Raw genomic sequence first — 19,631 nt, 5'->3', positions numbered from 1 at the left:
GGAGTGCTACGGATCATTGATGCACTCCCACTGCTTCATCGGCGCCAGAACGCGCCGGCGAATCGAAGTCCATCGATTATCAGTCAGGGAAGAATCTCAGATGCTGCGACTACGAGGCGAGCGAGGAGCATCAGCGGTCGAGTTCGCTCTGGTTGTCCCGCTGCTACTCCTCCTTCTCCTGGGCATCGTGGAATTCGGCCGAGTGTTCAACGCACAGTTGCAACTCACGTCGGCGGCCCGGGAATCGGTGCGCGTACTCGCCATCCAGAAGCAGCGTGATCCTGCCATTTCGACGGCCAAGCTGGCCGCCCCGAACCTCAATCCTCGCCTCACCGACAGCAACATCGTCATCCCTGCGACTCCATGCAGCGGCACACCCGATGCGACGGTAACCATCACCTACTCGGTCAGCCTCATCTCGGGCCTGTTCGTCAAGACGATTCCCCTGCAGGCTAAGGCGGTCATGCGATGCGGCGGCTGACAGGACGCCGGCTGGCGGACCAGGAGCACGGGGCTGTTGCGGTCATGACCGCCCTACTCATGGTCGTCCTCCTCGGCATCACCGCCATCGTCGTCGATGTTGGGATGGTCTACTTCGAACGCAATCAGCTTCAGAACGGGGCTGATGCCGCCGCCCTGGCTATCGCTCAGCAGTGTGCCGCCGGTACGTGTCCGGACCTTGCGTCCGAAGCCATGAAGTACGCCCGGGCCAACAGCAATGACGGCAGCGCCAGGGCCGAGGCGACGCGCGCCGGAAACACCATCAGCGTCACCACCCGGGCGTTGGACGCCAAGGGGAATCCGGCGGTGAAGCACTGGTTCGCGCCGATCATCGGCATCGATTCGACGGCCGTCGCGGCGAAGTCGAAAGCGTCGTGGGGCAGCCCGTCCCGTGCGACAGTCTTCCCCTTTACCGCGCCCGAATGCGTGTTCACGGAAGCAGCGCAGAACACCGAGCTATGGATCACGAGCACCACATCCTGCGGTCCGCCCACGAAGAGGCTGCCCGGCGCTTTCGGCTGGCTGGACGAGACCAGCAAGAAGAGCTGCCAAGCGACGGTCGACGTCGACCAGATCATCACCGGCGAACCAGGTAAGAGCGGACCCGACTGCGACGTAGACGGGAAAACGATCCTGCTGCCTGTCTACGACTCGCGGGCCGAACAGGGCAACAACGTCTACTACACCATCAGCGGTTTCGCGGCCTTCAAGGTCACCGCTCACAGCTGGCCAAGCGAGCAGCTGACGGTCTCCGGCTGTAACAGGTGCACGGGGATCCGTGGCACGTTCATCACCCTCGTGTCACTGGCGGACCTCCAGTCCTACGGTGTCGAGGAGCTCGGCGGCGAGTCGTATAACGCGTTCTTCGTCAGCTTGAATCTTTAGGAGCAGTACCGTGAGATCCCGTGTACTCGGAGCCGGCGTAGCAGTACTGCTGGCCGTCTTCGGCACTTGGCTGATGATGACCTACGTCAGCGGGGCGGAAGAGCGCGCCTGGGCGGGCGTCGAGACGACGGCCGTGCTCGTGGTGACCGAGGCCGTGCCTGCCGGAACCACGTCCGACGTCGCGCTCCGCTCCGTCGAGCAGCAGGAGCTTCCCGCCAAAGCCATTGCCGAGGGCGTCGTCGTGGACACGGCGTCACTCGCCGGGCAGATCACCACGGTTGATCTCGTCCCCGGGGAGCAGCTCCTCTCCACGCGTTTCGCTCTCCCTGAGGAGGCGGACGACAAGGCAGAGGCACCCGTGGTCGACCTGCCGCCCGGGCACCAGGAGCTGTCGATCAGCCTCGACGCCGAACGCACCGTAGGCGGGAAGTTGGCCGCGGGAGACACAGTCGGCGTCTTCATCTCGATCGGCAACAAAACAGAGACCGGTCCGACGGCAACCCATCTGACCTTGCACAAGGTCCTCATCACGGACATCCAGGGCGGATCGTCACCCCTCATCGGTGAGGATGCCGCTCCGGAGCCGACGGCAGAGGGGCCCACAGCACCGAGTGACGCCCTGCCCTCGAACGCGCTCATGTTCACGCTGGCCCTCACCAGCGCTGAAGCGGAGAAGGTCGTGTGGGGACAGGAGTTCGGCACCATCTGGCTCTCACTCGAGCCGGAGGACGCCATCGAGGACGGCACCCAGCAGATCACCAGGGAGAACGTGCATCAATGAGTCGTTACGTCGTCATCACCACCGAGCCGTCGTTCGCCGACCGCCTCGCCCTCGTCACTACGGGGGTCCTCTCCGGCGAGGTCCATGTCTGGGCAGGCACCCAGTTCCCTCGGGATCCCCACGAGGTGATTGCCCAGCTCGCGCACCCTGCATTCCTAGACGTGCTTGTCCTCGGACCAGGAATCCCTCTGGACCAGGCGTACCGACTGGCCGGCGAGTTCGAGATGCAGCGACCCGATATCGCCGTGCTGCTCGTGGCTCAACCCACGCCCGAGGTCCTTCTCACGGCCATCCGCGCAGGAATCCGTGACATCGTCGAGCCCGAGAGCGGGCCCGCCGAGATCGGGGTCTTCCTGAACCGGGCGGTGAGGAGCACTCAAACGCGTCGCGCGGCACTCGATCCACAAGCCAGGGCCGCTTCGTCCCGCGGACGGGTGATCGTCGTCGCGTCACCCAAAGGAGGTGTCGGCAAGACGACCCTCGCGACCAACATCGCCGTGGGTCTGGCCCAGCAGGTCCCGCACGGCGTCGTTCTCGTCGATCTCGACTTCCAATTCGGCGATGTCGCCACCGCTCTCTCCCTGATTCCCGAGCATTCGGTGCACGACGCCGTGCACGGCCCCGCACGGCAGGACACCATGGTCCTGAAATCCTTCCTCAGCGCACACCCGACCGATCTCTACGCGCTGTGCGCTCCGCCGCAGCCCGACGCGGCGGAGTCGCTCACCGCCGACCACATCTCGCACCTGCTCACCCAGCTGGCCGGTGAATACCGCTTCGTCGTCGTCGACACCTCGCCGGGCCTGTCGGACCACACACTGGCCGCCCTCGACGAGGCAACGGACGTCGTCCTCGTCAGCGGCATCGATGTGCCCAGCATCCGAGGCATGCGCAAGGAGATCGATGTGCTCAACGAACTGCAGATGATTCCCGCCACCCGCCACATGGTTCTCAACCACGTCAACCCTCGTGACGGCGTCACGGTGAAGGACGCGCGCGATGCGCTCGGCGTCGACGTGGACTGTGTCGTCCCATCGTCGCGGGCGGTCAGGCTGTCCACCAACCAGGGCGTGCCCCTCCTGCAGGGCCGGAGCAAGGACACCGCCGCGCGAGCCATGCGGTCCCTCGTCCAGCGCTTCTCCAGTCCTCCTGCCGTCGTGCGCAGGCACGGCGCCAGGCATCGGGTCGGGACCTGATGAATCTCGCACAACGTCTCGAAGCAGCCCGTGGACCCGGGACAGCACCGGTTCCGGTACCACCGTCCCCTGCTGTTCCCGTCGCGCCCGCACGATCCTCCGCTGCCGGCGAGCAAGCGCGCCGCACGCCGTCGCCCGACCAGCGGATCACCGGGCCGCCGCGGTTGCAGAAGACGCCGCAGCCGCAGCTCGAAGCGGTACCCGCGCAGGACGCGCTGGCCAAGCTGAAGGATCGGGCGGGAACAATTCTCTTCGAGCGCCTCGGATCGAGGCTGCTCGACACGAACCTCTCCGAGGAGCAACTGCACGCCCTCGTGCAGGAGGAACTCGTCGACGTCGTCGCTGCCGAGGAAGTGCCTCTCTCCCGCGAGGAACGGCAGCGGCTCATACGCGGCGTGAGTGACGACGTCCTCGGGTACGGGCCGCTGCAGCAACTGCTCGACGACGAGACCGTGACCGAGATCATGGTGAACGGACCGGACATGATCTACGTGGAACAGAAGGGGAAACTACAGCGCAGCCCTGTCCGATTCGCATCGGAATCACACCTCCGCAAGGTGATCGAACGCATCGTCGCGCGGGTAGGGCGCCGCATCGACGAATCGTCACCACTCGTGGACGCCAGGCTAGCGGACGGCTCACGGGTGAACGCCGTCGTACCGCCTCTCGCCGTGAACGGGTCCTCCCTCACCATCCGTAAGTTCGCGACCGATCCTTTCCAGGTCAGCGACCTCATCAACTTCGGCACTCTCAGCCCGGAGATGGCCGAGCTGCTGCATGCCTGCGTCGAGGCGCGGCTCAACATCATCGTCTCGGGCGGCACAGGCACCGGTAAAACGACCCTGCTCAACGTGCTGTCGTCCTTCATCCCCGTCGGCGAGCGCATCGTGACGATCGAGGACGCCGTGGAGCTCCAACTGCAACAGGAGCATGTCGTCCGCCTCGAGAGCCGCCCGAGCAACATCGAGGGCAAGGGCGAGATCACGATCCGCGACCTGGTGCGCAACTCGCTCCGAATGCGCCCCGACCGCATCGTCGTGGGCGAGGTGAGGGGTGGGGAAACCCTCGACATGCTGCAGGCGATGAACACCGGCCATGACGGATCCCTCTCGACGGTCCACTCCAACTCGCCCCGCGACGCCGTCGCTCGGCTCGAGACACTCGTCCTCATGGCGGGCATGGATCTTCCGTTACGGGCGGTGCGCGAGCAGATCGCCTCGGCGGTGGACGTCATCGTCCAGCTGACGCGCCTCAGGGACGGCACGCGACGAGTCACACACGTTACGGAGGTCCAGGGCATGGAGGGCGAGATCGTCACCCTGCAGGACGCTTTCGTGTTCGACTACAGCGCCGGTGTCGATGCAGACGGGCGCTTCCTGGGAAAGCCCGTCGCAACGGGTGTGCGCCCACGCTTCACCGACAGGTTCCGTGACCTGGGCATCGAGTTGTCCCCCGCTGTGTTCGGCGCCGTTCCCATCGGAAAGGGCCGGTAGAAACTATGACGCTTCTGGCCCTCGGGATGTTCATGATGTACGGATCGATCGGGCTCGCCGGCTGGCTGATCATGCTCGGTCCCCGGCGGGCCAACCTGCTCACGCGGAAGGACGCGCCCTTCCGCGTCGCAGGGACGCCATCGGCGGGTTTCGGGCAGCTCATCACTGACCGGATCGCCGGTATCCTGCGTCGCCGGAACCTCTCCGTCTCCCTTGCAACCTCCCTAGAGCAGGCCGGGCTGAAGGTGAAACCCGCGGAGTTCATCGTCTTCGCCGTGGTCGGAACGACCCTTGCCGGGCTCGCCACCCTGATGCTGACCAATCCGTTCCTCGCGGTCGTCGTCTGCATCGCGTCCCCCCTTGCCGTCCGTGTGCTCCTCCAGGTCCTCTCCGGTCGTCGACGCGGCCGGTTCGCGGACCAGCTCGACGAGACGCTGCAGCTCCTGGCCGGCGGACTCCGTGCCGGACACAGTCTCCTGCGGGCCATCGATGCCGCCGCAGACGAGTCCGAAGCCCCTACGTCCGAGGAATTCACCCGGATCATCAACGAGACGAGGTTGGGGCGCGATCTCGGTGAGGCCCTCGAGGACGCTTCAGCACGGATGCGGTCGCTCGACTTCTCCTGGGTGGCCCAGGCGATCGCCATCCACCGTGAGGTCGGCGGGAACCTGGCCGACGTCCTCGACCAGGTGGGGCACACCATCAGGGAACGAAATCAGGTCCGGGGACAGGTCAAGGCCCTGAGCGCCGAGGGCAAGATCTCGGCGCTCATCCTCATGGCCCTCCCGTTCGCTCTGTCAGGGATTCTCCTGGTCATCAGTCCCGGATACATGAACCCGATGTTCGAACACCCGCTCGGGCTCATCATGATGGTCGTATCGGCCGTCCTCCTGATCCTCGGTGGCCTCTGGCTCAAGAAAGTCGTCAGCTTCTCCTTCTAGGAGGAGCCGGCAGGAAGGCGGACCCGTGGATCCCCTCATCATGATCGCTTCGATGTCGATCTTTCTCGGCCTCGCGTTGGGCACGTGGTTGCTCATAGCGTCTCGGACGCCTTACCGGGCAGCCATCCGGAAGCACCTCCGGAGCGGCGTCAGGGAGGAAAGCCGGCGTCCCCCGAAGTCGGCAGGCCGCTTGTCGGCGTCGGCGGAGCGATTCACCCCGGCGCGCCTGACCGCAAATCTCGAGCGGCGGCTGGCGCTCGCCGGACGGCCCGCTGCCTGGCCCCTAAGACGGCTCATTGTGGCCAAGATCCTGGCCGCCCTGTGTGCCGCCCTGATCGCAACGCTCCTTGTCAACGCGAGCCCCGGCCCACGGACCAATGTCCTCGCCCTCTTCGTGGTCGTCGTCGCCTACTTCGTCCCCGATCTGCTTATCTACAGCAAGGGCAACGAACGCCAGGTGCAGATCGGTCAGGAGCTCCCGGACACCTTGGACCAGATGACGATCGCCGTCGAGGCCGGGTTAGGCTTCGACAGCGCCATGGCCAGGACCGGGCAGAACGGAAAGGGCCCGCTGGCTGCGGAACTGGTCCGCACGCTCCAGGACATGCAGCTGGGCATGTCACGGCGTGAGGCCTACCTGGCTCTGTCGCACAGAACATCTGCACCGGATCTGCGTCGTTTCGTCAACGCCATCCTGCAGGCGGACAAGTACGGTATCTCGATTACGGCGGTGCTCCGCACGCAAGCAAGCGAGATGCGCATCCGCCGCCGCCAGCGCGCCGAGGAGAAGGCGATGCAAATACCGGTGAAGGTCCTGTTCCCTCTCATGGTGTGCATCATGCCGGTGCTGTTCATCGCGCTGCTCGGACCGGCTGCGATCAACGTCGTCACTACGCTGAACGGTTGACATGCTCAAGGGAAGGCGCAGTTATCGCTCAGTATCAGCGAATGCCCTGCAGATGGTCAGACAGTGGCCGTAGCCTGACAGAGTGCCAGTGAACGCCGCCCCGATGGTCCTCCCGATCGTGGACCTCGCCGTCCTCTCCCTCCTCGAGAGCCAGCTCAACGATCCCCGGCCCGCCCGCGCCTTCGCCCGCGACTACATCGCCGGCTTCCAGGACAGGTTCCTGCGCCTGACGCGGGCCATCGGCAACCGGGACCTCCCGTCGGCGCTCGACGCCGCGCTCAGCCTGCGCAACTCGTCGGCGATGGTGGGCGCGGCCCGGCTCTCCGCCATGGCCGAGACGTTCGAGCTCGCCGTCGTCTCCGCCGATCTGGACACCGCGCGGCGCACCCTGCCCGCCATCGAACTGTGCGGCCTGGCGACCATCAGCGAGCTCGAGGAACGATACCTCGCCCCGGCCTGACCGCCGACACGGCGATCACGCGCGGGCGGGCGTCAACCGGTAGCCGACACCGCGGACGGTCTGCAGCCACCGCGGGCTCTTCGGATCCTCCTCGAGCTTCCGCCGCAGGTTACCGACGTGCACCTCGATGGCGCGCTCGTCGGAGTCGCTGATGTAGGTGTCCTCGCCGTAGTAGTCGCCCCGCACCACACGCACCAGGTCGGACTTCGTCCGCACGGCGCCGTTGCTGCGGAGCATCTCGTGGAGGAGGTCGAACTCACTACGGGTGAGGAGCAGGTCCCGCCCGTCGACGACCACGGTCCGCGCCGAGGCATCCAGCGCCAGCCCATTGTGCTGCAGGACCGACGACGGGGCAGCAGGGGCGGCGGCCTGAACAGCTGGGGTGGCAGGGACAACGACGGCGGACGGGGTCTCGGGCACGGCGCGCGGACGGCGGAGCATCGCTGCGATGCGGGCCCGGAGCTCACGCGGCCGGAAGGGCTTCGTCAGGTAGTCGTCGGCCCCGGACTGCAACGCCGTCAGCGTGTCGAGTTCATCACCGCGCGAGGTCAGCATCACCACATAGCAGTTGCTGAAATTGCGGATCCGCCGCAGGACCTCGTACCCGTCGATATCGGGCAGACCGACGTCGACCGTCACCACCGTCGCCTCATGCTGCCGGACCAGGTCCACCCCGGATTTCCCCTCGGGCGCCACATGGACGTCGAACCCCGATTGCCGCAGGACCGCGCTCACGAGATTCCGTACGTCGGCATCGTCCTCGATGACCACCGCCACTCCCGGATCACTCACGCGGCGCCCCCCGTCTGACCTGCGCTGAGGCTCTGTCGACTCGTCATGAACCCCATTGTGCCTGCCGTCATCCCCTCTTGGTGTCGGCTACTGCCGCAAAATGCCGAGTCGGCTACATAATGGTACGCAGTACGTAGGTCTCAGCGTCCAAAGGTCTCTCACATGCGGTTCTCCCCCTACCCCCGGCCAACACGTGCCTAGCGACACCACGGCGCTTCGATTGCGCGCTGTCGCGTCGAAGATCACCGTCCACCGATCCATCGTGCTCTGCCAGATCCCCCTGTCCGTGATCGTGGTCGTCATCGGCATCACCGGCCCCATCCTCCGGCCAGGGCTCATGTCGGATCCGACCTTCGAACTCGGGTTCTCGGCGATCCTCGTGCTCCTGGCGGTCTCCGTCCTCGTCCCGTGGCGAGAGCTGCCGCGCGGGAGCCTCCTGCTGATACCCGTCCTCGACTTCCCTGCGATCGCGCTGATCCGGGCAGGGGCGATGGAGTCCCAGCCCGCGCTCGGCGTGCTCGCCATCTTCCCGGTCCTCTGGCTCATGCGTTCGTCGCTCCCCACGTGGGCGGCACTGGCTCTGGCCAGCGGGGGCTCGCTGCTGATCACGGCCTGGCCGTTGCTCGGCGCCTTCGACCCAGCCCTTGCCCACTCCTACCTTGGCGTGCTCCTGCTCCCGATCGTGATGCTCTGCATCGGCGTGATCGTGCGCATCATGAGCCTGAACGCCTGGGCCCGCGAGATCGAGATCGAGCAGAAGGACCGGGAGCTCAATGAGCTCCTGCGCGCCGCCATCGACCGCGAACGCGTCCTCACGGCCATCCTGAACACGGTCGACGTCGGGCTCACCGCCGTGGATGCGCAGGGCACCACCACCATGACCAATCGTCAGCAGGAGTTGTTCAACCGGCTCGCTGCCGGGCCCGACGACGACGGCGGCACAGCGCCCAGCCTGGTCTTCGGCGCGGACCGGACCACCTGTCTGCCGGCGAACCGCCGGCCGATCTACCGAGCCCTGACGGGTGAGACCTTCGCCGACGAGTTGGTGTGGGTGGGCGACGGCGACGCCCAGCGTGCGCTCTCGACAGCCGCGCGGCCGATCACGAATGCGCAGGGCGAGCTCACCGGCGCCCTGATCGCCTGCAGCGACGTCACCGAACTGGTGGAGGCGGTGACCGCCAAGGACACCTTCATCTCGAACATCTCCCACGAGTTCCATGCGCCGCTGACCTCGGTCCTCGGCTACCTCGAGCTGGTCCTCGAGGACGAGCACCCGTTGCCGCCGCACCTCCGCGGCTACGTCGACGTCGCCGGCCGGAACGCGGAGCGTGTGCTGCACCTCGTCGCCGATCTCCTCTCCACCGCGGGTGACCAGGTCCGGGTGCACCCTCGGCCCGTCGATCTCGCGGCGCTCATCGAGATGAGTGTGCGTTCCAATCGCCTGCGGGCGCAGAAGAACCGGGTGAAGCTGCGGTCGGACGTCCAGGAGCCGCTCTGGACCCTCCTCGACCCGCTGCGGATCTCCCAGGTGCTCGACAACCTCCTGTCCAACGCCATCAAGTACTCGCCCGACGGCGGGATCGTGACGGTGCACGCGGAGGAGTCGGAGTCGGCCATCGCGCTGCACGTCGAGGACCGCGGCATGGGCATGACCGAGCAGGAGGCCCAGCAGGTGTTCTCGCGTTTCTACCGCACCCCGTCCGCGCGGCGCGCGGACATAGCTGGCGCGGGCCTGGGCCTCGCCATCACCCGGTCCATCGTCGAGAGCCATGGCGGCTCCATCCGCTGCGCGAGTTCACCGGGCAAGGGCAGCCGCTTCACGGTGACGCTCCCGGTCAACGGTGAGGTGGGTCGGGTGCACCAACACTCCCTGGAGGAATCGGCCTAGGTGCAGGTTCTCGACGCATCGGTCCTCGGGGCGGTCCTCGCTGCAGTCCTCGCCTCGCTGCTGGCCCTGGTGGTCGTCGACCGCGCTGGACGCGATCCCCGTACGGCGCTCCCGCCCTCGGGCCGGGCTCCGCTCGCCGCCTTCGCGGGACTGGCCGCCGCCTGCGGGAGCCTGCTCCTCGAGGCGTGGTGGGACGATCTCCTGGTGACGGTGTTCGCCGCCTTCGCCGTCGTGCTCGCAGCGATCGACGCGCGGACCAAGCTGTTGCCGAACGCCCTCGTCCTGCCCTTCGCCCTCGGCACGCTCGCGGTCCTGCTCGTGGCGGCTGTCGCGAGCGGATCGTGGTGGAGCCTGCTCGGCGCCCTCGGCGGAGGGCTGGCCCTGTTCGCGGTCTACCTCCTGCTGGCGCTCGTCTCACCCGCGGGCATGGGGATGGGCGACGTGAAGCTCGCCGCGGTCCTCGGCCTCTATGGCGGGTGGGCCGGCTACGCGGCGTGGATGTGCACGCTGCTCGGCGGATTCCTGCTGGGTGGCCTCGCGGGCGTCCTCGTCCTGGCGCTACGGCGCGGCACCCGCGGCACCACCTTCCCCTTCGGTCCCGGCATGCTCCTTGCGGCATTCGCCGGGCTCGTCCTCCTCGGCTAGTCCTGCTGCCGGTCAGATCCGGCCGGCAGTGTCCCCCGGAGCACGCTCACCCCCGAGTGGGTGGGATCGCCGTCGAGCGGCTCGTCCGAGACGTCGACGATGGGGAATTCCGCCAGGTCCACGCTGTCGGGGATCGTCAGTGAGCCGTCACCGCCGTGCAGCACACCCAGGCTGTACATGCGGTCCAGTCCGGGTGCGATCAGCCAGACCTCCTCGAAGCCGCCGGCCTCGCCCGCCGTCGACCGGACGTCGAGCGAGCGCACGCCGCCCTCGCCGGACACGACGGTCGCCGTCCCCTCCCCCGTGGATCCGTCGAGGGGTTCGAGCACCGTCTCCGCGAGCACCTCCGGTCCGGGTGGGGACGCGAAGACCTGGACGGCCCACAGTGCGCCACCGCCGACCAGCACGCCCACCGCGGCCGCGGCCGCCAGGTGACGCACACCCAGGGGTCGCCGGGACGATCGGCCCCTCATCGACGCGCCGTCCGCGGTCCGCGAGCCCGCCCCGACGGCCCGGAGTGCGTCATGGGTCGGAACCGTCCGCGTCAGGGGGTCCCCGAGCTGCGCCGGCTCGAGGCCGAGCTCCGCGTGGATGCCTGCCCACACCGCCGGATCCGGCGACTCGAGGGGGTCGTCATCGCCGGCGCGGGCCAGCCGGACGACCTCGTGGAGATCCTCGACCTCCATGGCACAGGTGTCGCATCCCTCGAGGTGGGCACGGCCGGACTCGTCGAGGTCCTCCCCGAGGGCGGCCAGGCTGATGGACTCGGGGTCAAGGTGCTGCATGCCAGGCCTCCAATCGGCGTCGTAGGTGGGTGAGACTTCGGCGGATATGACTCTTGACGGTCCCGAGGGGCAGCCGCAGCCGCGTGGCGATCTCCTGGTGCGTGAGGTCGTCGTAGAAGGCGAGCTTCAGGATCGACCGCTGGGGTTCCCCGAGCATCTCCAGCTCGGAATCGAGGACCACCCGATCCGCCAGTCCATCCATGATCTCGCTGCCCGGACCGGCGGAGCGGTGATCGGCCACGGTGGTCGCCAGATGGTCCAGGCGCTCGCGCCGGCGGCGCGCAGCGAGGGCATCGGCGATCACGTTCCGGTTGATGCCGAGCAGCCAGGCGGGCAGGCTCCCGGCCTCGGGGTCGAACCCCGACCGGAAGCGCCACGCCCGGATGAAGACCTCCTGCGTCGCGTCCGATGCGGCCTGGCGGTCTCCGAGAGCGCGGAGGGCCACGCTGAACACCAGCGGCGCATGAGCGCGGTAGGCCAGGGCCAGCCCTTCCTCACCACCGGTCGCGAACTGCAGCTCGGGAGTCCCGGCCGGCCCTCGACCTGAGGATGCCACGGTGCTCTCCTTCGGGCGGGGACGCTGGACGACGGCCTCCTGCGTCGACTCCGTCGCGCCCGTCCACATCTCGATGTCGGGGCGTTTCAGAGCGGCGTTGCCGTGAGGACCACATTATCCTCATAGTCCGCGCGGTCCGAGAGCCAGTCCCCGCCGCAGGTCACGATGACGAGCTGGTGGTCGCCGTCGCGCCGGAAGATCTCGTCGGTGTCGAGGGCCGCCTTCGGCTCGTTGCGTACATCCGTGACCCGGTAGCGCACGGGCTCGGCGTCCTCACGCCCCACGGTGATCTCGGTACCGATCGCGACGTCCTTGAGCCGCGCGAAGGGCATCTGCTCCGTGCCGATGTCGATGTGCGCGGCGAGAACGGCGTTGCCCGACGAGGCGCCCGGTGCGGGGCCGTACCGGTACCAGCCGGCCTCGTAGAAGCTCGAGGGGATCTCCATCTCGTCGTCGTCCGCGATCCCCACGTCGATCACGTCCACCTGGATGTCCGTGCCCTCGATGTCCAGGGAGACCGGTGGAGGAGCGGCCTCCGTCTGCGCTGCGGTGGCGGGCCAGAGGGTGATGCCGGCCGCCGACGTCCCGCCCGGGACCGCAGCGGCGGACGCGGAGGCGTCCTTCTCCGCTTCCGGGCCCTGCGTCCCGCCGGGAGCCGGTACTGCGTCGGCTGCTGGCGATGTGCCGGTGTCCTGCCTTGCGCCGTCCGCCGACGACGGCGTGGGCTGGGGTGCCGCAGCGGGCTGTGCGCATCCGGCGGAGAGCAGGCCGAGGCCGGCGCTGAGCAGCAGGACGGCGATGCGATGGGGCAGTCGAGTCACGGACTTCACTTTCGGTCGAGGAAGGGGCGACCAGGCGGGGCGGGAGGATGGAGGGGCCTCCAGCCCCGCCGGCCGGCTCATGCGGCCGTGCGCGAACCCCGCACGCGAGCTGCCACGAAGGCGCCGGAGAGCAGTACGAGGCCTACCGCGCCCGCTCCCAGGAGCATCCCCGAGCTGTCCTGCGCCGGTCCTGCCTGGGCGCCCGGAACGGCGGCGGGATCGGAGTGGAGCCCCTCGATGGCCTGCGTGGCGAGGGCGAGGTTGCCGTCCTCGAGACTGCCCCACGCGTACACGATCGTCGCGGTGCCCTCGGCGAGCGTGAGGTCGGCCGGGCCGATCACGGGCGCGGTGGTTCCCGTGGCGGCGACTGCTGCAGAGATCGTGCCGGGATCCGTCGTGAGCGTCGCCTCATCGGGGTTGCTCAGGTTCTCGACCACGGGCGCGCCGCCGGCCAGCACGTCGACGGCGGGAGCGGCGGCGGTGTGCCGCACGGTGAGGCGCGACTTCCCGGCCTCGACCGCGGAGACGTCATTCGTGTAGAAGTTCGCGGTGGGCGCGCCCTCGGCGTCGAGGTTGGCCGTGGCGGTGTAGTTCCCGCCGGCTGCGAGGGTCACGGTGACCGGGCCGATGACGGGGGCACTGGCGTCGGCGGCATCCGCTGCCGTCACGGCCAGTTCGTAGTCGCCCGCGGGGAGCTCGAGGGGCCCGGCGAGGGTTCCGGGTGCGAAGTCGTCGAGGGTCAGGTCGCCGTTGACGTAGACGTCCACCGTGAGATCGGGGACGGCGTGGAGGACGGACAGCTGGGCCGTGTCCGCCGTCTCCGCCGCGATCGCGGGGCTGGCGACACCGGCGACACCCAGTGCTGCGACCGCACCGACGGCATAGAAGCTCTTGCGCATGTTCTTCTCCTCGTTCGGGCTCCGTGGAGCCTCCGATTGATCCTTACACCCGTACTACCGGCCGGAGGGCCGCCCTGGATGCAGGATGACGAAAAGAAGTGGAACGGCCCCCGGCGGTCTCAGTCCTGGTCCGGGTCGACGACCTGCGATGAGCCGTCGGAGAGGTGTCCGGAGGTACGGCGCGCACGCGTCAGTGCGGCCCGGCCGGCGAGCTCGCCCTCCCCCGGATAGGCGATCTCCTCCAGCACGAGGGGGTGCGGGGCAGCGAGGATGGACCGTGCGTCCTTGAGGCGGGCGGCGAGCCGTTGTGCCAGCCAGACCGGCGGCATCTCCCCCGAACCCACCCGCAGCGTCGAGCCGATCAGCGCGCGCACCATGTTGTGGCAGAAGGCATCGGCCTGGACAGTCGCCGTGATGGCTCCGTCGTGCCCCCGCACGAACTCGTAGCGCTGCAGTTCCCTGATGGTCGTGGACCCCTCCCGCGGCTTGCAGAAGGCCGCGAAGTCCTGCATGCCGAGCAGGTGGGCGGCGCCCTCGTTGAGCAGTTCCACGTCGAGCGGTGCCGGATACCACAGGGTGGTGTGCCGGTGGAGCGGGTCCTGGCCCGTCATCGCGTCGGCGATCCCGTAGCTGTACCGGCGCCAGAGTGCCGAGAAGCGAGCGTCGAATCCCTCAGGAGCACGCGAAGCGGAACGCACGACGACGACGGGGACGGAGTTCCGCACGGAGCGTCCCCTGCCGCTGATGCCGTCGGTGAGGACGCGGTTGATCGTCCCGGTCAGGCGGCGGCGGAAGGCGTCCGCCGGGTCGACCTCACGTCCCCTCCCCATGCCGGTCCATTCCCCGGCAGTGAGGTCGGCGTGGGCCACCTGCCCCCGTGCGTGGACGCCCGCGTCCGTACGCCCGCCGACCGTCAGCCGGACGGGACGCCTCAGCAGTGTGAAGAGGGCGTCCTCGAGGACGCCCTGGACGGTGACGAGCCCGGGCTGCAGTGCCCAGCCGGAGAACGGCGATCCGTCGTACGCGATATCGAGGCGGACACGCAGGAGCCCGCCGTCCCTCTCGGGTACGGCGGGCTCCTGGCTGGTCATGGCGTTCGTCGGGTGGGAAGAATTACTTCTTCTCGTCCTCGACGGTGCCCTCGACGACGACGACCTCGTCGGCGGTGCCGGCTTCGGCGTCGACCGTGGTGTCCTCCGCAGCTACCTCTTCGGCAGATGCGGCGGACTCAGCGGACTCGGCGGAATCCACCGAGTCGACGGAATCAGCGGACTCGGGCGAGTCGACGGATTCGGCGACCGGCGCGGCAGCGGCGGGAGCCTTGGCCTGCTCGGCCTCGGCGACCACGGACTGCTTGGCCGACATGGGCTCCAGCACCAGTTCGATGACGGCCATGGGGGCGTTGTCGCCCTTGCGGTTGCCGATCTTCGTGATGCGGGTGTAGCCGCCCTCGCGGTTGGCGACGGCCGGCGCGATGTCCGTGAACAGCTCGTGGACGATGCTCTTGCTGCTGATGACGCCGAGGACGCGGCGACGCGACGCGAGGTCACCCTTCTTCGCGAACGTGATCAGACGCTCGGCGTAGGGGCGGAGGCGCTTGGCCTTCGTCACCGTGGTGGTGATGCGCTTGTGCTCGAACAGTGAGGCGGCCAGGTTGGCGAGCATCAGGCGTTCGTGCGCCGGACCGCCTCCGAGGCGTGGGCCCTTGGTGGGTGTGGGCATGGTTCTTTCTCCTCATTAGGGTGTCCGCCCGCCGCTCCGGGGAGCAGCGGGCGGGCAGATAGCGTTGTTAGAGCTCTTCGTCGCCGTAGGCGGCGTCGTCCTCTTCGATGGCGGCAGCGCGGGCGGCAAGGTCGAACCCGGGAGGGGAATCCTTCAGGGACAGACCGAGCTCGACGAGCTTCGCCTTGACCTCGTCGATGGACTTCGCACCGAAGTTGCGGATGTCCATGAGGTCGGCCTCGGAGCGTGCAACGAGTTCACCCACGGAGTGGATGCCCTCACGCTTGAGGCAGTTGTACGAGCGGACCGTCAGTTCGAGGTCCTCGATGGGCAGCGCCATGTCGGCGGCCAGGGCGGCGTCCGTCGGCGACGGGCCGATCTCGATGCCTTCGGCGGCGGTGTTCAGCTCGCGGGCGAGCCCGAACAGTTCCACCAGGGTGGTGCCGGCGGACGCGACGGCGTCGCGGGGGGCGATGGCATCCTTCGTCTCGACGTCGACGATCAGCTTGTCGAAGTCGGTGCGCTGCTCCACACGGGTGGCCTCCACGCGGAAGGTCACCTTCAGGACCGGCGAGTAGATCGAGTCGACCGGGATCCGGCCGATCTCGGAGTCGCCGGACTTGTTCTGCGAGGCGGACACGTAGCCACGGCCACGCTCGATGGTCAGTTCGAGCTCGAACTTGCCCTTCGAGTTGAGCGTCGCGATGTGCAGGTCCGGGTTGTGGAACTCGACGCCGGCGGGAGGCGCGATGTCCGCCGCGGTGACGACGCCGGGACCCTGCTTACGCAGGTAGGCGACGACCGGCTCGTCATGCTCCGAGGAGACGGCAAGGTTCTTGATGTTCAGGATGATCTCGGTGACGTCTTCCTTGACACCGGGAACCGTGGTGAATTCGTGCAGCACGCCGTCGATCCGGATGCTCGTCACGGCTGCGCCGGGGATCGAGGACAGGAGCGTGCGGCGGAGCGAGTTGCCGAGGGTGTAACCGAAGCCGGGCTCGAGGGGCTCGATGACGAACCGCGAGCGGTTGTCGGCGACGACTTCTTCAGTCAGGGTGGGGCGCTGTGCAATGAGCACGTACATTTCCTTTCAGGAAGCATCCGCTATATGACGCTTCTCAGTGGGGCGGGACTGCTGGTCAGCCGGCTCTGGAGCCACCGGGAACGGCACCGAACCGCCCTGCCGGAACTCTCGTTCCTGCAAGGCGGTGCGGTGACGGCAGGCCGATCAGACGCGGCGACGCTTCGGCGGGCGGCATCCGTTGTGGGCGCTGGGGGTGACGTCCTGGATGGATCCGACCTCGAGGCCCGTGGCCTGCAGCGAGCGGATCGCGGTCTCGCGACCGGATCCGGGACCCTTCACGAAGACGTCGACCTTCTTGACGCCGTGCTCCTGCGCACGCTTGGCAGCGGCCTCTGCAGCCATCTGTGCAGCGAACGGGGTGGACTTGCGCGAGCCCTTGAAACCGACCTCACCGGCGGAGGCCCAGGAGATGACTGCTCCGCTGGGGTCCGTGATGGAGACGATGGTGTTGTTGAACGTGCTCTTGATGTGCGCCTGGCCGAGCGCGATGTTCTTCTTGTCCTTGCGACGCGGCTTACGCACCGCTCCACGAGTCTTGGGGGGCATTACTTCTCCTACGAAGGTATTGGGTAAAGCATTGAGTCGGATCGAATCCTGCTGGAGGTCCCGCAAACAGGGGCCTCCGCCGGCGAGGGTCCCCTGGCCTGACGAGCGCTAGCGAGTCATGTTAGGGAGCCGGTGGGGATCTAGCGTCCGACCTTCTTCTTGCCTGCGACCGTGCGCTTCGGGCCCTTGCGGGTGCGAGCGTTGGTCTTCGTACGCTGTCCGCGTACGGGAAGGCCGCGGCGGTGCCGAATGCCTTCGTAGCTGCCGATCTCGACCTTGCGGCGGATATCGGCGGCGACCTCACGGCGGAGGTCACCCTCGACCTTGAAGTTGCCCTCGATGTAGTCGCGGAGCTGGACGAGCTCGACGTCGGAGAGGTCCTTGACGCGCGTGTTCGGGGAGATCCCCGTGTCGACGATCGTCTTCTCCGCACGGGTCTTGCCCACGCCGTAGATGTAGGTAAGCGCGATGACTACCCGCTTTTCGCGGGGGATGTCTACGCCAGCGAGACGTGCCATGGTGGCGGTGCTCCTTCAGTGGTGCCGGAGGTGTGGAGCAGAACGTGCCCGGAACCTGCGTTCCGGTCCCCGGCCTCCGAGCCGGGGGTGTACGTCCCCTGCGGGACGCTGTTCTGCCGTTGAATGTACTTCTACGCGCGGGAAGAACCTCTGGAAGAGGTTCTCAGCCCTGGCGCTGCTTGTGGCGCGGGTTCTCGCAGATGACGAGAACGTTGCCCTTGCGGCGAACCACCTGGCACTTCTCGCAGATCCGCTTCACGCTCGGGTTGACCTTCATGGTTTTCCTTCGAGTTGATTCTTATTTGTAGCGGTAGACGATACGGCCCCGGGTGAGGTCGTACGGGCTGAGTTCCACTACGACCCGGTCCTCAGGAAGGATCCGGATGTAGTGCTGGCGCATCTTTCCCGAGATGTGGGCGAGAACAATGTGACCGTTGGCCAACTCAACGCGGAACATCGCATTGGGCAGCGCCTCGTTCACAGTGCCTTCAATCTCAATGACACCGTCTTTCTTGGCCATATCCTCCGCTAACGTCGATGCCCACCACTTGTACGGTGGGCGGGTTTGGGGTTTTGATCGCCTGACCTGCGGGGAGCCTGGGCTCGTCCCGCAGAACGGTCTCCGGGGCCCATTGGGCACGAAAAGCAGAGACAACCAACAGACGACTCTACTCCATTCTTCACGAATGGTTAAATCACGTCCGGGGCTCGCGCTGCGGACGACGAAGGCCCTGCAGCGGGCTGCAGGGCCTTGGGGAGTGAGCGGCGTGCGGATCGAGCCGAGCTGCGCCGGAGCGCAGCCCCTGTCTCACGCGTGCAGGGGAACCGGTGTGACGCCGAGCGGTTCCAGGCGGGAAGCTCCGCCGTCCGGCGCGGAGAGCACCCAGATGCCGGCGTCGTGCACGGCGACGCTGTGCTCCCACTGCGAGGCGCGCCTGCCGTCCGTGGTCACGACCGTCCAGTCGTCGTCGAGCACTGTGGTCTGCAACCCGCCCTGCACGAGCATCGGCTCGATGGCCAGGCACAGGCCCGGCCGCACCTTCGGCGCGCGATTCGAACTCCTGTAGTTGAGGACGTCCGGCGCCTGATGCATCTGGGTGCCGATTCCGTGCCCCACGTAGTCCTCCAGGATGCCGAGTGCCGGCCCCGGGACGGACGAGACGTAGTCGTCGATCGCCGCGCCGATGTCGCCGACGAACCGCGCGGAGGCGAGCGCTGCGATACCCCGCCACATGGCTTCCTCGGTGATGCGGGACAACCGGACGTCCTCCGGCCGAGGCGTCCCCGCGATCACGGTCCGCGCAGAGTCGGAGTGCCAGCCCCTGACGACGGCGCCGCCGTCGATCGAGATGATGTCCCCGTCCTGCAGTGCATATCCGCCCGGGATCCCGTGGACCACCTCGTGGTTCACCGAGGTGCAGATGCTGGCCGGGAACCCGTGGTACCCGAGGAAGTTCGACGTCGCGCCCTCCTCCTGCAGGACGGCCTCGAACACCCCGTTGAGCTCCGCCGTGGTCACGCCCACCCGCACGGCGGCGACTGCTTCGTCGAGCGCCCTGGACAGCACCAGGCCGGCATCGCGCATGACGAGCATCTGCTCGCCGGTTTTGTACTCGACCTTCGGCTGACGGAACATGCGGTCCTAGCTCGCGACCTTGAGCGCTGCCATGACGCGCTCGGTGACTTCGTCGATCGAGCCGATCCCGTCCACCTTCGTCACGATCCCCCGCTCCTCGTACCTCGACACGACGGCCTCGGTCTGGTCGTGGTAGAGCCCGAGGCGGTGCCTGATGACCCGCTCGTTGTCGTCCGACCGTCCGTCGAGCTGCGCCCGTCCGAGGAGCCTCGTGACCAGTTCCTCGTCATCGGCCGTGAGCTGGAGGACGACGTCGAGGTCGAGCGCGTTCTCCCGCAGGATGTCGTCGAGCTCCGTCACCTGGACGGCGGTGCGCGGGTACCCGTCGAGGAGGAAGCCCTCCCGGACGTCCTCCGCCGCGAGCCGATCGCGCACCATGCTGTTCGTGACACTGTCGGGAACGAAGTCCCCGGCGTCCATGAACTTCTTCGCCTCGAGTCCCAGCGGGGTCTCGCGCTTGACGTTGTCGCGGAAGATGTCCCCGGTCGAGATTGCCACGACGGCGAGACGTTCCGAGATCCGGGCCGCCTGGGTTCCCTTGCCGGAACCCGGAGGACCGATGATGAGCATTCTCG

The 19,631-nt window shown here is 67.7% G+C and carries 24 protein-coding genes and 1 pseudogene; 11 read left to right on the top strand and 14 right to left on the bottom strand.

Annotated features, from left to right (window positions below):
- Nucleotides 1–19: 19 nt before the first annotated feature.
- The 9 genes and pseudogenes from ASF21_RS17525 to ASF21_RS06210 form a co-directional block, all read left to right on the top strand.
- A pseudogene (locus ASF21_RS17525) lies at nt 20–193 on the top strand (TadE/TadG family type IV pilus assembly protein); the annotation flags it as partial.
- A gap of 9 nt (nt 194–202) precedes the next feature.
- On the top strand, nt 203–481 hold the full coding sequence (locus ASF21_RS17520; protein WP_235498713.1) for a pilus assembly protein: 279 nt from the start codon (nt 203–205) through the stop codon (nt 479–481).
- Entirely contained in the window at nt 469–1,386 is a 918-nt protein-coding gene (locus ASF21_RS06240; protein ID WP_082471271.1) for a pilus assembly protein TadG-related protein, read from the top strand. Before ASF21_RS17520 ends, ASF21_RS06240 begins: the two co-directional genes overlap by 13 nt.
- A gap of 10 nt (nt 1,387–1,396) precedes the next feature.
- Complete coding sequence (cpaB, locus tag ASF21_RS06235; protein WP_055768139.1) at nt 1,397–2,167, top strand: Flp pilus assembly protein CpaB; 771 nt, start codon at nt 1,397–1,399, stop codon at nt 2,165–2,167.
- Nucleotides 2,164–3,363, top strand: a complete 1,200-nt coding sequence (locus ASF21_RS06230; RefSeq protein ID WP_055768136.1) for an AAA family ATPase — start codon at nt 2,164–2,166, stop codon at nt 3,361–3,363. The genes cpaB and ASF21_RS06230 overlap by 4 nt, the downstream gene beginning before the upstream one ends.
- Nucleotides 3,363–4,856, top strand: coding sequence for a CpaF family protein (locus ASF21_RS06225; RefSeq protein ID WP_055768133.1), 1,494 nt, complete (start codon nt 3,363–3,365; stop codon nt 4,854–4,856). Before ASF21_RS06230 ends, ASF21_RS06225 begins: the two co-directional genes overlap by 1 nt.
- A gap of 5 nt (nt 4,857–4,861) precedes the next feature.
- On the top strand, nt 4,862–5,797 hold the full coding sequence (locus tag ASF21_RS06220) for a type II secretion system F family protein (RefSeq protein ID WP_200914774.1): 936 nt from the start codon (nt 4,862–4,864) through the stop codon (nt 5,795–5,797).
- 25 nt (nt 5,798–5,822) lie between these two features.
- Nucleotides 5,823–6,704, top strand: a complete 882-nt coding sequence (locus tag ASF21_RS06215) for a type II secretion system F family protein (protein ID WP_235498667.1) — start codon at nt 5,823–5,825, stop codon at nt 6,702–6,704.
- Nucleotides 6,705–6,786: 82 nt separating this feature from the next.
- Nucleotides 6,787–7,164, top strand: coding sequence for an Hpt domain-containing protein (locus ASF21_RS06210; protein WP_157365754.1), 378 nt, complete (start codon nt 6,787–6,789; stop codon nt 7,162–7,164).
- Between the two features lie 15 nt (nt 7,165–7,179).
- On the opposite strand, the gene ASF21_RS06205 is transcribed toward ASF21_RS06210, so the two are convergent.
- Entirely contained in the window at nt 7,180–7,956 is a 777-nt protein-coding gene (locus ASF21_RS06205) for a response regulator transcription factor (protein WP_055768127.1), read from the bottom strand.
- Nucleotides 7,957–8,149: 193 nt separating this feature from the next.
- Between ASF21_RS06205 and ASF21_RS06200 the strand changes: the two genes are divergently transcribed.
- Nucleotides 8,150–9,844 carry a sensor histidine kinase gene (locus tag ASF21_RS06200; protein WP_162237515.1) on the top strand — a complete coding sequence of 565 codons (1,695 nt, stop codon included), beginning with the start codon at nt 8,150–8,152 and terminating at the stop codon, nt 9,842–9,844.
- Nucleotides 9,845–10,489: a prepilin peptidase gene (locus ASF21_RS06195; protein WP_055768121.1), complete on the top strand. Its 645-nt coding sequence runs from the start codon at nt 9,845–9,847 to the stop codon at nt 10,487–10,489. It abuts the gene before it with no gap.
- On the opposite strand, the gene ASF21_RS06190 is transcribed toward ASF21_RS06195, so the two are convergent.
- The 13 genes from ASF21_RS06190 to ASF21_RS06130 all read right to left on the bottom strand — a co-directional run bounded on the left by ASF21_RS06190 (nt 10,486) and on the right by ASF21_RS06130 (nt 19,626).
- Nucleotides 10,486–11,274 (bottom strand): anti-sigma factor, encoded by a 789-nt coding sequence (locus ASF21_RS06190; RefSeq protein ID WP_055768118.1) that lies wholly within the window; start codon nt 11,272–11,274, stop codon nt 10,486–10,488. The genes ASF21_RS06195 and ASF21_RS06190 overlap by 4 nt on opposite strands.
- On the bottom strand, nt 11,261–11,830 hold the full coding sequence (locus ASF21_RS06185; protein ID WP_055769261.1) for an RNA polymerase sigma factor: 570 nt from the start codon (nt 11,828–11,830) through the stop codon (nt 11,261–11,263). The genes ASF21_RS06190 and ASF21_RS06185 overlap by 14 nt, the downstream gene beginning before the upstream one ends.
- Before the next feature lie 86 nt (nt 11,831–11,916).
- Nucleotides 11,917–12,651: a class F sortase gene (locus ASF21_RS16345; RefSeq protein ID WP_235498666.1), complete on the bottom strand. Its 735-nt coding sequence runs from the start codon at nt 12,649–12,651 to the stop codon at nt 11,917–11,919.
- 77 nt (nt 12,652–12,728) lie between these two features.
- Nucleotides 12,729–13,550, bottom strand: coding sequence for a DUF4397 domain-containing protein (locus tag ASF21_RS06175; protein WP_055768116.1), 822 nt, complete (start codon nt 13,548–13,550; stop codon nt 12,729–12,731).
- Nucleotides 13,551–13,669: 119 nt separating this feature from the next.
- Nucleotides 13,670–14,641 carry a tRNA pseudouridine synthase A gene (locus tag ASF21_RS06170; RefSeq protein WP_055768111.1) on the bottom strand — a complete coding sequence of 324 codons (972 nt, stop codon included), beginning with the start codon at nt 14,639–14,641 and terminating at the stop codon, nt 13,670–13,672.
- 22 nt (nt 14,642–14,663) lie between these two features.
- A complete protein-coding gene (gene rplQ / locus ASF21_RS06165; RefSeq protein ID WP_055768108.1) occupies nt 14,664–15,272 on the bottom strand; it encodes a 50S ribosomal protein L17 in 609 nt (202 codons plus the stop codon).
- Nucleotides 15,273–15,339: 67 nt separating this feature from the next.
- A complete protein-coding gene (locus ASF21_RS06160) occupies nt 15,340–16,350 on the bottom strand; it encodes a DNA-directed RNA polymerase subunit alpha (RefSeq protein ID WP_055769255.1) in 1,011 nt (336 codons plus the stop codon).
- A 150-nt stretch (nt 16,351–16,500) separates the two neighbouring features.
- Nucleotides 16,501–16,902, bottom strand: coding sequence for a 30S ribosomal protein S11 (rpsK, locus tag ASF21_RS06155; protein WP_019481517.1), 402 nt, complete (start codon nt 16,900–16,902; stop codon nt 16,501–16,503).
- A gap of 140 nt (nt 16,903–17,042) precedes the next feature.
- On the bottom strand, nt 17,043–17,420 hold the full coding sequence (gene rpsM / locus ASF21_RS06150; protein ID WP_043440660.1) for a 30S ribosomal protein S13: 378 nt from the start codon (nt 17,418–17,420) through the stop codon (nt 17,043–17,045).
- 163 nt (nt 17,421–17,583) lie between these two features.
- Nucleotides 17,584–17,697: a 50S ribosomal protein L36 gene (gene rpmJ, locus ASF21_RS06145; RefSeq protein WP_043440658.1), complete on the bottom strand. Its 114-nt coding sequence runs from the start codon at nt 17,695–17,697 to the stop codon at nt 17,584–17,586.
- Between the two features lie 21 nt (nt 17,698–17,718).
- The gene (gene infA / locus ASF21_RS06140; protein ID WP_019481515.1) at nt 17,719–17,940 is read right to left on the bottom strand and encodes a translation initiation factor IF-1; all 222 of its coding nucleotides are present in this window, start codon (nt 17,938–17,940) and stop codon (nt 17,719–17,721) included.
- 288 nt (nt 17,941–18,228) lie between these two features.
- Nucleotides 18,229–19,056 (bottom strand): type I methionyl aminopeptidase, encoded by an 828-nt coding sequence (gene map / locus ASF21_RS06135; RefSeq protein ID WP_055768105.1) that lies wholly within the window; start codon nt 19,054–19,056, stop codon nt 18,229–18,231.
- A 6-nt stretch (nt 19,057–19,062) separates the two neighbouring features.
- Nucleotides 19,063–19,626, bottom strand: coding sequence for an adenylate kinase (locus ASF21_RS06130; protein ID WP_055768102.1), 564 nt, complete (start codon nt 19,624–19,626; stop codon nt 19,063–19,065).
- Nucleotides 19,627–19,631 lie beyond the last annotated feature (5 nt).

Origin of the sequence: Arthrobacter sp. Leaf234 (genome assembly GCF_001422665.1) — a bacterium.
In the GTDB taxonomy this organism is placed as follows: domain Bacteria; phylum Actinomycetota; class Actinomycetes; order Actinomycetales; family Micrococcaceae; genus Arthrobacter_D.
The sequence above is the reverse complement of the archived record's forward strand: the minus strand, read 5'-3'. Positions and strand labels throughout refer to the sequence as shown.